The following is a 15738-nucleotide window of genomic DNA, read 5'->3' as shown; positions in this document are numbered from 1 at the left end:
GGTGCTATCTCCCGGGTTAGCCGTGTGCGGCGGCTATGACTTTGGCGGCAATCAAGGTGAGGATGGGCTGAGCAGGCGCGTTGGTTTCGGTTAATTTTGCGGCCCACAGCAAATCCGTCGGTGACAGGTTAAGGCGCCGGCTCAATTGCATTTTTTGCAGCAGGGGCTGTAGCGCTACAAAATGGCGCGGTGCGCTGGTGCCCATCAATTCAAGGGTTTGGGTCAAATCCCAGCCTTGCAGATCGCTAAGCAATTGCGCGGCGACTTGCGGGGTCAGTACCGGGTCCTGGGCAGCGCGCTGCAAATAACCCCGTGCCTCGGCCACAGGCCCCACCAGTTGGCGTTGCCACTGGCGATAGCGTGACAGCAACAGCAAAAAGTTCAGGGTCAACGAAGGCGCAACGCTGGCGCCGGTCAGCGCCGAAGGCCTGCTCTGTGCCACCGGCATCAGCAGCTCCAGATCCTGCTCACCGAGCTGGGCCCAGTTGCAGACCTGGGCGAACTGACGCAAAAGGTGTGCGTACTGCACCACTTGAGGCACGTTCTCCAGCGTGATCAAACCCTGGCAGATACGCTCGATGTCTTCCCAGAACCTCAACAGGCCGTAGCCATCCAGGGTGGGGGCCATGTCCTTGGCCACCGCATCGACCCAGACCAGCATGGCATCGACGATGTTGGGCTTGAGGCCGAACTCGGCACCGATATGGCGCGCCAATTGCGCCCGCAATACCACGTCCTCTGCCGCCAGCAGTTGCGACGGCACGGGTTCACGGCCGGTCAGGGTGCTGTAGATATTTTCGATAAAGGCTTGCAGCTCAGGTGTTTTCTGCACCGGATAACGCCGACTGGTCAGGGCGATCACCTGCGCGGCATCCAGCTGTTGGGCTCGCATCCAGTCGACCAGGTAGCCGGTGCGAATCATCACTGCAAGGGCAGTCTGGTTCGGTCTGGGCTGGGCCAGAGCGCTGACTATGGCATTGGGTGCGCCCAGCAACTCCCATAGATGCACAGCCTCAACCACGCGCAGGCCAAACACGCGTGGGATCGCCACCAACCGGTACAACGCTGAAATCTGCTCCAGCCCCAATACTGGCAAGATGTTGCCGGCCATGCCTGGCAGGTTCTGTGCCAGCAGGACAAGGCTGGCGTCATCGATCTGCAGGCCCTGGCACAAACGGGCGCGAGCACGCAGCGAGGCCTGATCTACTGTTGAGCGCTGGAAGTCGACATTGAGCTGACCAATCAAGTCATCTGCGCCAAACAGGCTGGTATAAAACGAGGTCTTGCCGCTGGCATTGAAGGTATTAAGCACACCCAGGCAAGCGGCGAAGCTGTCGACGGTCATGCCATAGCGCTGACGCAATGGCAAATAGATCGCCAGCGCCTGCAACGGTTGCGTAAGCGGGTGAGCGCTAATATCGTCGCTGGCCTGACTGATGAGCCAGTCCAGTTGTTCAAAGGACAGAACTTTCACATGGCGTTGCAGCCGAACAAGGCGATTAAGACGCTCAAAGGCACGACCATTACGGTTGTATAGCCCACTCGTCGCCGGATCGTTGGGTGGCGCCGGAACCGGATGCCCAAGGGCGGCGCCCATATAAATATATAAGGGCTTGGCGGGAGCAGCAGTACCGTCTTCCCAGCCGTTGATATAGCGAGCACCGTATATCTGAGGTGGAATGATCCTCGGTATATAAGTGACCAATACTCTAATCGGAGCGCTCAATGGTATGTCAACACCATCCGTGCTTGTATTGACTCCCTGTATATAAAAAGGCTCTGGCTGCAATTGGTACTGATCGGTCGTCATGGACAGTGACTGACTCCAATAACGATCCTCGGTTGGAGCCAGAGATGTTTCCACAGTCGAGGGTTGTTCTGTTGCATGCGCTTGGGTATTACCCGTTTGCACAAGCCACATCACATAGTCCGCATTCCCTTCAAGGCACACTGAGGTGAACGACAGCCAAAGTTCATTTCCATTACGAACAGTTATTGACATGTCTGTGAATTTACAGCGAAACGGACCGCCACCCAGCGGGCCGGCATATGAAACTTCCAACACCTGATCGGGATCAACTTTAAGTTCTAACTTGCCCAGATCTGTAACGGCATAGAACGGTCCGGCTCCCAGCGCGACCAACATAGTTTCCGTTGGCATTTTAAGCGCTTTTTCCAGAGATGACACATAACTCAAATACACTAGGCCAGAGTGGCCAAAATATTTAGCAACCCCTGAATCAGAGGTATTCCTGGCTTCCGTGAGTATCTTTAACAAGTCCGGCGACATGCCCAGTGCATCACGGGCATAAGCCGCCGGCATCCTGGTTGCCCAACTTGCCAGCGTGCTATCCAGCCGCAATGCCTGATCTTCGTAATCGCCAAATACCGACCAAAGTTCGGCCGGGCTAGATTTACGTGCAGCCATGCCTTGCAGGATCTGTTCGCTGGCATGGTTATACGGCAGGTTCATCGGATACAAGGAGGTGCGCAGCAATTCATCAACATCGCCATCTACACCCGCCTCAAGTACCTCAAGGGTCAGCGCCAGGGTGCTGACTTCTTCATGCACGTTAGCTTCGCTGAGGGCGAGATTGGCAAGGTCCGGGCGCCGTCGGTTCAGCTGCAAGCCGTGGGTTGGCGGATGCAGCGGCTTGGCGACGCGATACAGGTCGGTCAAGTAGCTGGCGGGGGAAAACAATGAGCCGACCGAGTCCGGATGAGCAAACCGGGTGCCACTGGCTGGCGCGAACCAACTGTCATAGCTGCCAGTACCGCCAAGGGAACGCTGCATCCAGGCACTGTCGTATTGCACACCCAGCCTGGACACAGCCTGCATGGCCGGATCGCTGCGTGAGCACAGTTGAGCATAGAGCCGGGACAGAGATGCCGCACGGTCTTGCGCCTGCTCATAAAAATCCACCGTTTGGTTGAGCTCTAGATTACGCGCAAATCCCTGCACCATCGGGGTTCCGACCTCGGGGCCACTGTCTGCCACTTCAAACACCGAGCTGTAACCGGACTGTTCGAGCTCTGCTTGAAACACCTGCAGGGATTCGAGGGCAAGCAGGTCGCTTTCAGAGGTTGTGACCTCATGCCCCGCGGTGTCCGGATCCCTCTCTTCCAGGCCAGCTGGCGGGGGGGTGGAGCTGTCTGAAGTGTTTTGCGTTGTCATGACCATACCCTCAAGATCCGAATTAACAGGAGCAACCCCGGCTATCCGCCAAAGCCACCGCCAGCACATCGGTTTTTAAGTCAGGAACTGACTCTGTTGAGGTCAATTACGCACTTGGATCGAGAGACTGCCTACTGTCAGAAATGACAGAGACGACTTCCTTTCATCAGAATTCACATATGCAAAAAGCAATGTATCTGACGATAAAAAAAGGAAGGGGGGGATAGCCGCAAGACCCGCGCTTGCAGCTTGAAAGGTGTTTAGCCAACTGCTCAGTGCAGCAGCGAGCACGAACCTGCAACCCACAGGTTGTCACCTAAACGCTCCCGGGCTTCCTGCAATTGCGTCAGGGCATTTTCAAGGTCGCAGCGCGATACGTTGCGACCGTTGACCAAGCCCAGGGACAGCACTTTGTAGATCGGCAAACGATCCAGGATTGCATGCAACGGGTCGGGAGCGCGCACCAGATCCACATGCAACCCGTCTACCGGCAAGCCAACGGCCAGGCCGAGGTTGCCTTCAAGGCCGCTGAAGTAAGTGGCAACCAGCTTTTTCAGCGGCGAGTATTGAAGAATGTGATAAGCGCGCTCAAAGGCGCTTTTCCATTCCTGTGGCAAGTCCAGCGACAGGATCGGCTCGTCGATCTGTACCCACTCCACGCCCTGCTCAGCCAGGCTGGAAAGCGTTTGCGCGTACACCGGCAGCAGGTTTTCCAGCAGGTCGAGTGTGTTGAATTCGTTGCCCTTTGCCTTGCCCTGCCACAGATAGGACAGTGGACCGAGTATGACGGGCTTGACCTTGTGGCCCTGCGCCAGCGCTTGGGCGGTCTCTTCAAACAACGGCTCCCAGTTCAGCTCAAAGGGCTGGTCCAGGCTGAATTCCGAGGCCAGGCAGTAATGCCTGGCGCGCAACGGGTGACCCACGCTGTGCAGTGCCGCCTGATTGCTGTCGCCATTGCAGTAGGCTTCGAGTGCATTTTTCGGCTCGCCGTCTGCGCCAATGCGGGGGAAACCAAGAGTGTGGGCCAGGGCCATGACAGCATTCCTTCGTGTAAGTAATGGCTCTATTATCGACACCCGCCCAAACATGAGACAAACTCAATGTTTTCGTGTTGAACATCAAATTTACTCATGGAGCCACTGTGCTGGAAATTCGTCACCTCAAAACCCTGCACGCGTTGCGCGAGTCAGACAGCCTGGTCGAAGCGGCAGAGCGCCTGCACCTGACTCAGTCCGCTTTATCTCACCAATTCAAAGAGCTGGAAGAGCGCATGGGCATGCCGCTCTTTGTACGTAAAACCAAACCGGTTCGCTTCACCAGCGGCGGCTTGCGCCTGCTGCAACTGGCCGATGCCATGCTGCCACTGCTGCGCGGTGCAGAGCGGGATATCGCCCGTCTGGTAGGCGGTACGGCCGGGCGTCTGCACATGGCGATTGAGTGCCATAGCTGCTTCCAATGGCTGATGCCCACCATCGATCAGTTCCGTGATGCGTGGCCCGAAGTCGAGCTGGACCTGGCCTCCGGCTTTGCTTTCGCACCGCTGCCGGCATTGGCCCGGGGTGATCTGGATTTGGTGGTGACGTCAGACCCGCAGGAAATTGCCGGCCTGACCTATGTACCGTTGTTTACCTACGAAGCCATGCTGGCCGTGGCCAACCAGCATCCGCTGGCCAGCAAACCGTTTATCGTGCCGGAGGATCTGAGCAGCGAGATTTTGATCACCTACCCGGTGGAGCGTGATCGGCTCGATATCTTTACCCGTTTTCTGGAACCTGCCGACGTCGAACCCGCTCAGGTACGCACCTCGGAGCTGACGGTCATGATGATGCAACTGGTCGCCAGCGGCCGAGGCGTCTGCGGGATGCCGCACTGGGCGCTGCATGAATACAGCTCGCGGGGTTATGTGAAGGCCAAGCGCCTTGGCGAGAAGGGGTTGTTTGCCACGCTGTACGCCGGGATTCGCGCCGACATGCTGGATGCACCGTACATGCGCGACTTTTTGCTGACGGCCAAAGACACGTCGTTCTCGACCCTGGACGGGGTGAGCGCGGTGCGATAAGGGCCGCAGGACCTTCAATGTTGTTCACTCAAGCGATTTCTGCCTCTGTGGGAGCGGGCTTGCTCTTGAGTGAACAGCATTCCCTCGCAGCCTTCAGCAGCGGCTACACGGTTTCAGATGTCTTCGACGTTCACCAGCCGGCGCATATGCACCCGGTCGTAATACGCCTCACCCACACGAATCGCGCAGTCTTCCAACCCCGACTGCTCGAATCCACAGCGTGTGTACAACGCCAGCGCAGCATCACTGCCGGCGCTGACGGTCAGCTCAATCACCTTGGTTTCAGGCTCTTGCTCGGCCAGTGACAGCACGGTCTGTACCAGATGTTCACCCAGCCCTTGCCCACGAAAATCCCCGGACACATACAAGCCAAACAGCGTGGCCTTGTGCCGGGCATCTTCCCAGGGTTCGAACGCCAGGCCGACAATCCCCACCAGCCGGGAATCGACAAAAGCACCAAACAGGGCGCTCAGTTCATCGTCCAATTTGGCTTCCCACCAGCTCAGCGGCAATTTCTCACGCTGGGCGATGGTGGATACAAAAGCCTCGGGGTGCAGCGCGTAAGCCTCAAGCATCAACTGGCGATAGGCCTTGGCGTTTGAGGGTTCAAGCAGTTCTATAGCCATTACAGGTCCAGGTCATACGGTTTTACGTTGTTCCAGCATCAGCCTCACTGCCAGTGCAGCCAGCACACAGCCCATCACATAGCGCTGCACTGCCAGCCACAACGGATTACGCACAAACCACACGGCAATGCCGCTGGCGAACAGCGCAATCAGCAAGTTAACCGTGAAACTGACGCTGATTTGCGTCAGGCCCAACACGATACTCTGAGTGAACACCGAACCGTGCTCCGGGTTGATGAACTGCGGGAAAACCGACAGGTAGAACACCGCTACCTTGGGGTTCAGCACGCTGGTCATGAACCCCATCAGCACCAATCTTGACGATGAGTCCGGCGCCAGCTCCCGGGCTTCAAACGGTGACCGGGCACCGGGCCGCACCGCTTGCCAGGCCATCCACAGCAGGTACAGGGCCCCTGCCCACTTGAGTGCTTCATAGGCCATTGGCACCGCCAGAAACACAGCCGTCAGGCCCGCGGCGGCGGCAAACATGTGCACAAAGAACCCCGCCACAACCCCGAGCAAAGACGTGACCCCGGCCTGGCGCCCCTGGCAGATGGAGCGCGAAATCAGGTAAATCATGTTCGGCCCCGGCGTTAGCACCATCAGCAGGCAGGCCGCGGCAAAAATCAGCAGGTCGTGGGCTGGAATCATCAGGCAGTCCTGGTCAGCAACGCATTGCGATAAAACGGCAAGACCAGATCGCGAGTCAGGGGCGCCAAGACCAGGCCACCATCCCCCTGCGGGTCGATCCACTGCACTTCTTCAATTTCCGCGGCAGGGGTGACCGGCTCGCTGATATGCAGCAAAAACAGCTCGGCCTGCACCTCAAAGCCCGGTTCGTTGACCGCAGGGGCCGCGAAATGGCCCAGCCAGGTGGCGGTGGCCGGATCAATCACCAAAGCCAACTCTTCTTCCAGCTCCCGGGCCAATGCCGTCACAGGTTGCTCGTGGGCTTCGATCTTGCCGCCGGGCTGCATGAACGCCTGGGTGCCACGCTTACGCACCAGCAGGGTTTGGCCATCAGGGCCGATCAATACCGCAGCAGCGATACGGATGATGTTGGATGTCATGGGTTCTGGAGAGGTCACGTTCAGGGGCCGACACGATAAAAGGTGCGCGCAGGATCACACGCCCCGGCAAACCTGAAAATATACAGATGACATTTTTACCCGAGCCTTCTGTATGAAATGCCCGACTTTGGTAGGGATGCTGCCGCAAAGGAAATCCCGTTCAATGAATATTCAGACAGGGAGTTGGCATTTGCGTGATGGATGACCAACACTCCCCTGCAAACCTCCGACTCAAAGAGAGGGTTCTATTGTCCTTTTTCTGTTCTCGACCTCTTGAGGCGCAACCGCCTGAGGGAACAGATCAGCCTGAAACAGGAAACCGTATGAGCCTGTCACTGTTAAGCCGTTATGCGTTTTTTGCATGCTGCGTCATTTTCACCCTCGCCAGCCTGCCGTTCATGCACCATGAATGGTTATGGCCCTTTACTGCCGTCACCCTGGCGTTAAGCCTGCTGGGGATTTTCGACCTGCTGCAAAGCCCCCACGCCGTGCGCCGCAACTACCCGATCCTGGGCAACATTCGCTATCTGGTGGAGGCCATCCGCCCGGAAATCCGCCAATACCTGCTGGAATCTGACAGCGACGCGCTGCCCTTCTCACGCTCTCAACGCTCGTTGGTGTATTCACGGGCCAAGAATGAAAGTGCCGACAAACCCTTCGGTACATTGGTGGACGTGTATCAGCCAGGCTTTGAATTTATCGGCCACTCCATGCGCCCGGCCCCGCTGACCGACCCCAGCAGCTTTCGAGTCGTGGTGGGCGGCCCGCAATGCAGCCAGCCGTACTCGGCGTCGATCTTCAACATTTCGGCCATGAGTTTTGGCTCTCTGAGCGCCAATGCCATCCGCGCCCTCAATCAGGGTGCAAAGCTCGGTAACTTTGCCCACGACACGGGAGAAGGCAGCATCAGCTCCTATCACCGTGAGAACGGTGGCGACTTGACGTGGGAGCTGGGCAGTGGCTACTTCGGCTGCCGCACCTCGGACGGGCGATTCGACCCTGAACGTTTTGCCGCCCAGGCCCGAACGCCACAAGTGCGGATGATCGAAATCAAGATGAGCCAGGGCGCAAAACCGGGCCACGGCGGTATTCTGCCCAAGCACAAAGTGACCCTGGAAATTGCCGAAACACGCGGTGTACCCATGGGCGAAGACTGCATCTCACCTTCGCGTCACAGCGCGTTTTCGACGCCCATCGAACTGATGCTCTTTATCGCGCAGTTGCGCGAGTTGTCTGGCGGTAAACCTGTCGGCTTCAAGTTCTGCCTGGGCCATCCGTGGGAGTTCATGGGCATCGCCAAGGCCATGCTCGAAACAGGCATCCTGCCGGACTTTATCGTGATCGATGGCAAGGAAGGCGGCACAGGCGCCGCACCCGTGGAGTTCACCGACCATATCGGCGCACCGCTGCGCGAGGGTTTGCTGTTCGTGCACAACACCCTGGTGGGCCTGAATCTGCGGGACAAGATCAAGCTGGGAGCCAGTGGCAAGATTGTCAGCGCCTTCGACATTGCCAGCGTACTGGCCATTGGTGCCGACTGGGCCAACTCGGCGCGGGGTTTTATGTTCGCCATTGGCTGCATTCAGTCGCAGTCCTGCCATACCAACAAATGCCCTACCGGCGTGGCCACCCAGGACACGTTGCGCCAGCGGGCGCTTGTGGTGCCGGACAAGGCCCAGCGGGTTTTTCAGTTCCACCGCAACACCCTCAAGGCCCTGGCCGAAATGCTGGCCGCGGCGGGCCTGGAACACCCGGCGCAACTCAAGGCCAAGCACCTGGTGCGACGCATGTCCGCGACCGAAATCAAACTGTTCTCGCAACTGCATGTGTTCCTCAAGCCCGGCGAATTGCTCACCGGAGAAGTCAATGGCGAGTTCTATTCGCGCATGTGGCAAATGGCACGGGCTGACAGCTTCGAGCCCAACGAAATCGCCGCTGCCTGACGCATACAAGGACTGAGCAACATGTTGAAAGTGATCGCTGAAGACTTCATCAAGCCTGAACATCTGGAAACCGTACGCCCGTGGTACGCCGAACTGGTGGAAAAAACCCGACAGGAGCCCCTGTGCATTGCATATGACTTGTATGTGGACCACACGGACCCCGGGCACTTCATCTTTATCGAACAATGGCCGGATCAGGACGCACTGGATGCCCATTGCCAAAGCGAACATTTCCGCCGGCTGGTGCCATTGATCAATGCCCATCAGTCAAAAGCCTGCACGTTTATCATGATGCATGAGTTTTAAATGAACTCTGGCTCGATCACGGGCTGACAGAGCCCGATCGAGCCCTGAAAACGGAGTTTTGGACGGCATTGCAAGCAGCGCCTGACGCTGAAAACTTCTTCAGGGTCATTCGCGACCTCGTCAGAATAAAACCCTGAAACGTATTACCCAGAACATCCTTGATACAAAAACCCGGTAGACCATTCAAGCGAAGTGATAGCTGCTGTCAGGTCACACACGGCAGCTATCCACAGCCTTTGCATTTAAACGCTATTAGCGTCACCCTGCGCGCCGCCAACAAGTGGCGTGCACTCTGAGCTGCGCCCATTTTTATTCATTTTTTCGAGTACTCGCCGTGATACTTAACGGACGCGACCACCGCATCGATTTCTTTCGCGGGCTGGCGCTGATTTTTATCTTCTGGGATCACATCCCCCACAACCCGCTGGCCGAATTGACGGTACGAAATTTCGGCCTTAGTGATGCGGCTGAGATCTTTGTATTCCTCGCCGGTTATGCCGCGGTGCTGGCCTACGGCAAAATCGCTCAACGGGATGGATTCCTGATCGCCAGCGTGAAAATCCTGCGCCGCGCCTGGGTGCTGTACGTGGTGCATATCTTCCTGCTGGCGGTGCTGATGGGCATCGTTTTTTATGCCAACAGCCACGTCGAAACCCGCGACCTGGTGCAGGAAATGGGCTTGCAATACTTCTTGAGCAACCCGCAACAGGCCCTGACCGACGAGTTGCTGCTGCGCTTCAAACCCAACCTGATGGACCCGCTTCCACTCTATATCGTGCTGTTGCTCGGGTTGCCGCTGGTACTGCCGATGCTGCTGCGCAAAGCCGTGTATGTGGTAGGTGTGTCCCTGGCGCTGTACCTGCTGGCCCCCGTCTGGAACCTGGCGGCACAGGAAGGCGGGGTGTGGTTTTTCAACCCGATGGCCTGGCAGTTCCTGTTTATCCTGGGGGGTGCTGCGGCGCTTCACGGGCAGCGGGACAAGGCCCCTGAAACCCGGCCGTTATCCCGTCAGCCTGTGTTTGTGGGGGCGGCGGCCTATCTGTTGATCACCGGGTTACTGGCGCTGTCATGGAAATGGCCGCAGTTCCACGACGCCGTCATGCCGCTCTGGCTGGGCGAGCATCTCTACCCGATCAGCAAGACCAACCTGTCGCCGGTGCGTTTGTTGCACTTTTTGGCCCTGGCTTATGTAGCGGCCAAAGTGGTGCCTCAGGGTGACTGGTTGAACAACTGGCTCACCCGTCAGGCCTGCCGCATGGGCCGCTATTCGCTGGAAGTGTTCTGCCTGGGGGTAGTCCTGGCACCGCTGGCCGACATGCTCAATGCACTGGGCGGTGACGGGGTTGTGATGCAAGTATTCAGCGCCCTGATGGGCGTGGGGATGATGGCCGTACTGGCGGCCTGGCTGGACTGGAACAAGCGCCTGTCGCGCAAATAGTGGCTGCTGAGTGGGAGCGGGCTTGCTCGCGACGGGATCCCGAGATCAGTCTGACAGACCTCGGCGTCCTCATCGCGAGCAAGCCCGCTCCCACAGGCGTTTAGTTGACCTTGGCCGGTGAGCCCTGCGTTGGCTGCAACTTGAACACATAGAACAGCACAGTCAGCAGGATCAGAAATCCTGGGCCTACAAACAAGGCGATTCGGGTTTCTTCAAAAAAGGCCATCAGACCGACCACCATCAACAAGAACGCCAGCGCCGCGTACGAGCTGTAGGGGTAAAGCCACATGCGGTACTTCAGCGCGGCGGCTTCTTGCGGGCTCAGGTTCTTGCGAAAGCGCAGTTGCGCCAGCAGGATCATCAACCAGGTCCAGATCGCGCCAAAGGTCGCAATGGCTGTCACCCAGACGAACACTTTCTCGGGAGCCATGTAGTTAAGACCTACACCCAGCAGCAGGACGGCAATCGACAGCAGCAATGCCTGACGCGGCACACCGTTTTTCGCGGTGGTGGCAAAGTTGGCTGGCGCCTGACCGTTTTGCGCCAGGCTATAGAGCATGCGACCGGTACTGAAAATGCCACCGTTGCATGACGACAGTGCTGCGGTAATCACCACGAAGTTGATGATGCCTGCCGCCGTCTTGATACCCAAGCGTTCAAAGGTCATCACAAACGGGCTGCCCGACGTGCCGATTTCGTTCCACGGGTAGATCGACAGAATCACGAACAACGCGCCGACGTAGAACAGCAGGATGCGCCAGAACACCGAGCCAATCGCACTCGGGATGGTCTTTTGCGGGTTCTTGGCTTCACCGGCAGTCAGGCCGATCATCTCGACGCCCAGGTAAGCGAACATCACCATGTGCAGGGACATCAACACACCCTGGATGCCATTGGGCAAAAAGCCGCCGTGGGTCCAGAGGTTCGAAATACCCAGCGCAACGCCGTTGTTGCCAAAGCCGAACGCGATGATGCCAATACCACCGAAGACCATCGCAATGATGGTGACGATCTTGATCAGGGCAAACCAGAACTCGAATTCACCGAACGCCTTCACCGCGATCAGGTTGATCGAGCCCATGCTGATCAGCGCCGCCAGGGCCCAGATCCAGCGTGGTACATCGGGGAACCAGACGCCCATGTACACCGCCACGGCAGTGATTTCAGCGACACAGGTCACCAGCCACAGGAACCAGTAGTTCCAGCCCGTCAGAAAACCGGCCAATGGGCCAAGATAGTCTTGGGCGTAGCGGCTGAACGAACCGGCCACAGGGTTGTGTACGGCCATTTCGCCGAGTGCACGCATGATCACCAGAATGGCCAGGCCACCGATGATGTAGGACAGCATGATGGCCGGACCGGCCATTTCAATGGCTTTGGCCGAGCCCAGAAACAGGCCTACGCCGATACAGGCGCCAAGCGCCATCAAGCGAATGTGGCGTTCGCCCAGTTCGCGTTTGAGCGGGCCGCCTTGAACGGTTTCACCGTGGGGCGGGTGGTTGCCGACTGGCATAAAAATACAACCTCATATTGTTATTGGATATGCATCAATAGAGCGCTCGAAAAGACGGGCGGGTCACCTGTCCAACCTCCTGATCAGCCCGGGCTTTGTAGGCCGTTAGACCAGAAGGGAAATGCCCTACTGAGATCGGCGGCGAGTATTGCACAGGGTTGGTGCACAGTCATTCCCCTACACAGATCGTATTTACCACTTGCAAGGGCTCTATTCCTTCGCTTTGCGTCACGCGGGACGCTTGCATCACGACAAGCCCTCTCCTCTGCGGCGATAGGATTATCAGATTACCCTCACAAATTTTTCACCCGAATCCGCCAGCGTCTACGCTTCAATCAAGCGCAACCAAGATGCGTACCTGGAACTGTCGACTATGGGCGTACTGTGGAACTCAAGCTCCAGAAAAACGGCGGTGCCATCAGCAGCAATGGACAATGCTGCACCCCCGCCACCCTCGCCTGAACCCAAGCGTTATGGGTGGCTCGTGTTCGGCCTAGTGGTGTTGGCAGGACTGGTTGTACTGGGGTTTGCCATTGCACAGGAGGTGCGCAGCTCCAAGCTGCAAGCCCGTGAATTCAGCCGCTTTGCCGCCTCATTGAGCTATTCGATGCATGCGGGACCGTCCGACGCGATTCAATATCCAGGGGATGGGCCTTTCGACAAGCGTTTAGGCTACAGCGCATTAGGCGACTTCCTTCCACGCCTGCTAAAACGTGACTACGTAATCACTCAACAAAGCCGCTTTTCCCCAGAGTTACTGGGCTACAGCGAGAAAGGGTTTTTCGTACCCTATTCGGAAAAAATTCAGACAGGACTCTCGATCACCGATTGTGCGGGCAGCGCCCTGTATCAGTACAACTACCCGCAGCAGTTGTATTCAAGCTTTGCGAGCATTCCCCCGCTGGTGGTTCACAGTTTGCTGTTTATCGAAAACCGCGACCTGCTTGACCCTGCGCAGCCGCAAGCGAACCCTGCCGTGGACTGGCCGCGATTCGCCATGGCCGCTTACTCGCAGGTTGCCAAGATGCTGCATCTGCCGGGGCAGTCTGCAGGTGGCAGCACCCTGGCCACCCAACTTGAAAAATATCGTCATTCACCCGATGGACTGACGTTGTCGGGCAGCGAAAAACTGCGCCAGATGGTCTCGGCCAGCGTGCGAGCCTATCAGGACGGTCCACAGACACTGACCGCCCGGCAAAAGGTGGTGCGCGACTACCTCAACAGCGTGCCACTGTCGGCAGTGCCCGGTCACGGCGAAGTCCACGGCATGGCCGAAGGTTTGCGGGTGTGGTACGGCGCCGACTTCAATCAGGTCAACCAGATGCTGAACAGTACCGCCACAGACCCAAAAAGCCTCGCCCAGAGAGGGTTGGCATTGCGCGAAGTGCTGTCACTGATGATCGCCCAGCGCAGACCCTCCCACTACCTGGCCCGAGGCCGTGACGAACTGGCGCAATTGACCGACAGCCATATACGCCTGCTGGCACAAAACAATGTGATTGATCCGGCACTCACTGAGGCCGCACTGGCCAGCCATGTGACCTACCGCGATTGGGCCCTGGCGCCGACGATGCAACCGAACGAAACCAACAAGGGCATCAGCGTGGCCCGCAGCCGCCTTTCAGTGCTGCTCAAGCGTCCGCTGTATGACCTTGACCGTCTGGACCTGTCTGCCACCAGTACCTTGCAGGGCGATCTGCAACGTCAGGTCAGTGAGTATCTGCGTCAACTGGCAGACCCGGCCTTTGCCGCAAAGATCGGCCTGCTTGGCCCCTACCTGCTGACCCCCACCAGCACCGCGCAAGTGCGTTACAGCTTTACCTTGTTCGAACTCACTCCGGACGGTGCGCGAGCACGGGTGCAAACCGACAGCACCGACCAGCCTTTCGACATCAACGAAGGCAGCAAACTGGAGCTGGGCTCAACGGCCAAACTGCGAGTCCTGACCACCTACTTGCAAATCATTTCAGAACTGCATGATCGCTATGCCACTCAGCCCGGCGTCGTCTTGAGAAAAATCCCGATCACCGATCAAGACCCCCTGACCCGTTGGGCGTTGGGTTACCTGATCGAAAATCCCGGCTCAACCCTTGCACCGATGCTCGATGCAGCACTCAACCGCCAATACTCCGCCAACCCCGGCGAAGGCTTTTTTACCGGCGGTGGCATGCATCACTTCCACAACTTCCGCAGCCAGGACAACAACCGGACGGCGACGCTGCGCGACTCGATACGTGAGTCGATCAACCTGCCTTTTGTGCGCCTGATGCGTGATGTGGTGCGCTACACCAGCTACCAGTCTCCCAGCAACAACGTCGAGTTGCTGCGCGATGACAGCAACCCGCTTCGCCAGGAGTATCTGAGCCGCTTCGCCGACCGTGAAGGCACGACATTCATGCTCAAGTTCTGGAAAAAATACCGGGGCAAAGACTCCAAGGCCCGCCTCGACACCTTCCTGGACAGCATGCACCCCACCGCCATCAGAATGGCGGCCGTGCATCGCTATCTGTTCCCGAACTCAGACCAGGCCACCTTCAACCGCTTTGTGCGCTCCCATTTGAGCAGCGACAAAATCACCGATGAGCGGCTGACCAAGCTGTATGAGGGCTACGGCCCCGGTGCCTATAACCTGCCTGACCAGGGCTATATCGCCAAAGTCCATCCACTGGATCTGTGGTTGCTGGGGTATTTGCTCAATAACCCGCAGGCCACCTTCCAGCAAGCCGTCGGCGCCAGCGAGCACGAACGTCAGGAAGTTTACAGCTGGCTGTTCAAAAGCCGGCACAAGAGCGCCCGCGACAGCCGCATCCGCACCATGCTGGAAATCGAAGCTTTTCTGGACATCCATCAACGCTGGCAAAAAGTCGGCTACCCGTTCGACCATCTGGTGCCCTCCCTTGCCACCGCGCTGGGCAGTTCCGGGGATCGCCCGGCGGCACTTTCCGAACTGATGGGCATCATTCTTAACGATGGCGTGCGTTTGCCGGTGTTGCGCATTGATACCCTGCATTTCGCCGCCGATACCCCCTATGAAACCCGCCTGATCAACGACCCGGACAAAGGCGTGCGGGTCATGCCCAGCGAGGTTGCCACGGCACTGCGCGAAGCCTTGTCCCAAGTGGTGGATGCCGGCACTGCGCGTCGGGTCTCGGGCAGTTTCAAGCTTGATGACGGCTCACCGCTGGCCATGGGCGGCAAGACCGGCACCGGCGACAACCGTATCGAAAGCATGGGGGCGGGTGGACGGATTCTCAGTTCCAAGTCGATCAACCGCACAGCAACCTTCGTGTTTTATATCGGCGAGCATCACTTCGGCACCCTGACTGCCTTCGTTCCGGGGCGCTCGGCCGAGGCGTTCAAATTCACCTCCGCACTGCCGGTGCAAGTGCTCAAGGGCATGGCACCGATACTCACGCCCTATCTGCAACCGGGTACCAACACCTTGTGCCTGGCGCCAGCGTCGATACAAACCGCAGCGAAATAGCAAAACACCGCGGCCTGTCTGGCAAAACGGGGCTTGCTCGCGATGGCATCCGTCTGAACCAGAACCCTGTCGACCGATGAGAATCATTACCGTTCGTCGAGTGAGTTTTTACATTTCTTAAGAT

General features: G+C 57.9%; 10 protein-coding genes and 1 pseudogene. 5 read left to right on the top strand and 6 right to left on the bottom strand.

Annotation, left to right across the window (positions count from 1 at the left end; all coding sequences use genetic code 11):
- Window positions 1-16: 16 nt before the first annotated feature.
- Complete coding sequence (locus tag VSQ83_RS04305) at window positions 17-3175, bottom strand: Tc toxin subunit A (RefSeq protein WP_326425427.1); 3159 nt, start codon at window positions 3173-3175, stop codon at window positions 17-19.
- Between the two features lie 275 nt (window positions 3176-3450).
- A pseudogene (locus VSQ83_RS04300) lies at window positions 3451-4209 on the bottom strand (5-methyltetrahydropteroyltriglutamate--homocysteine S-methyltransferase); the annotation flags it as partial.
- 107 nt (window positions 4210-4316) lie between these two features.
- Between VSQ83_RS04300 and metR the strand changes: the two are divergent.
- Window positions 4317-5234: a transcriptional regulator MetR gene (gene metR, locus VSQ83_RS04295; protein WP_219260824.1), complete on the top strand. Its 918-nt coding sequence runs from the start codon at window positions 4317-4319 to the stop codon at window positions 5232-5234.
- A 113-nt stretch (window positions 5235-5347) separates the two neighbouring features.
- On the opposite strand, the gene VSQ83_RS04290 is transcribed toward metR, so the two are convergent.
- From VSQ83_RS04290 to VSQ83_RS04280, 3 genes are read right to left on the bottom strand one after another with little or no spacing between them, the layout of a single operon-like run.
- Entirely contained in the window at window positions 5348-5860 is a 513-nt protein-coding gene (locus VSQ83_RS04290; RefSeq protein ID WP_326425424.1) for a GNAT family N-acetyltransferase, read from the bottom strand.
- A gap of 12 nt (window positions 5861-5872) precedes the next feature.
- Window positions 5873-6511 carry a LysE family translocator gene (locus tag VSQ83_RS04285; RefSeq protein ID WP_133075913.1) on the bottom strand — a complete coding sequence of 213 codons (639 nt, stop codon included), beginning with the start codon at window positions 6509-6511 and terminating at the stop codon, window positions 5873-5875.
- Window positions 6511-6930 carry an NUDIX hydrolase gene (locus tag VSQ83_RS04280; RefSeq protein ID WP_326425423.1) on the bottom strand — a complete coding sequence of 140 codons (420 nt, stop codon included), beginning with the start codon at window positions 6928-6930 and terminating at the stop codon, window positions 6511-6513. Before VSQ83_RS04280 ends, VSQ83_RS04285 begins: the two co-directional genes overlap by 1 nt.
- A 323-nt stretch (window positions 6931-7253) precedes the next feature.
- Between VSQ83_RS04280 and VSQ83_RS04275 the strand changes: the two genes are divergently transcribed.
- The 3 genes from VSQ83_RS04275 (at window position 7254) to VSQ83_RS04265 (ending at window position 10617) form a co-directional block, all read left to right on the top strand.
- Complete coding sequence (locus VSQ83_RS04275) at window positions 7254-8873, top strand: FMN-binding glutamate synthase family protein (RefSeq protein WP_219260827.1); 1620 nt, start codon at window positions 7254-7256, stop codon at window positions 8871-8873.
- Window positions 8874-8894: 21 nt separating this feature from the next.
- Window positions 8895-9179: a putative quinol monooxygenase gene (locus VSQ83_RS04270; protein ID WP_219260828.1), complete on the top strand. Its 285-nt coding sequence runs from the start codon at window positions 8895-8897 to the stop codon at window positions 9177-9179.
- Between the two features lie 337 nt (window positions 9180-9516).
- The gene (locus VSQ83_RS04265; RefSeq protein WP_326427680.1) at window positions 9517-10617 is read left to right on the top strand and encodes an OpgC family protein; all 1101 of its coding nucleotides are present in this window, start codon (window positions 9517-9519) and stop codon (window positions 10615-10617) included.
- Window positions 10618-10717: 100 nt separating this feature from the next.
- On the opposite strand, the gene VSQ83_RS04260 is transcribed toward VSQ83_RS04265, so the two are convergent.
- Entirely contained in the window at window positions 10718-12130 is a 1413-nt protein-coding gene (locus VSQ83_RS04260; RefSeq protein WP_326425419.1) for an amino acid permease, read from the bottom strand.
- 373 nt (window positions 12131-12503) lie between these two features.
- Here VSQ83_RS04260 and VSQ83_RS04255 point away from each other — a divergent pair, with 373 nt between their 5' ends.
- Complete coding sequence (locus tag VSQ83_RS04255; RefSeq protein WP_326425417.1) at window positions 12504-15614, top strand: transglycosylase domain-containing protein; 3111 nt, start codon at window positions 12504-12506, stop codon at window positions 15612-15614.
- Window positions 15615-15738: the final 124 nt, after the last annotated feature.

The organism is Pseudomonas sp. DSV-1, assembly GCF_035830915.1.
GTDB lineage: Bacteria > Pseudomonadota > Gammaproteobacteria > Pseudomonadales > Pseudomonadaceae > Aquipseudomonas.
Note: the sequence above shows the minus strand (reverse complement) of the source record. Positions and strands in the feature narration are given on the sequence as shown.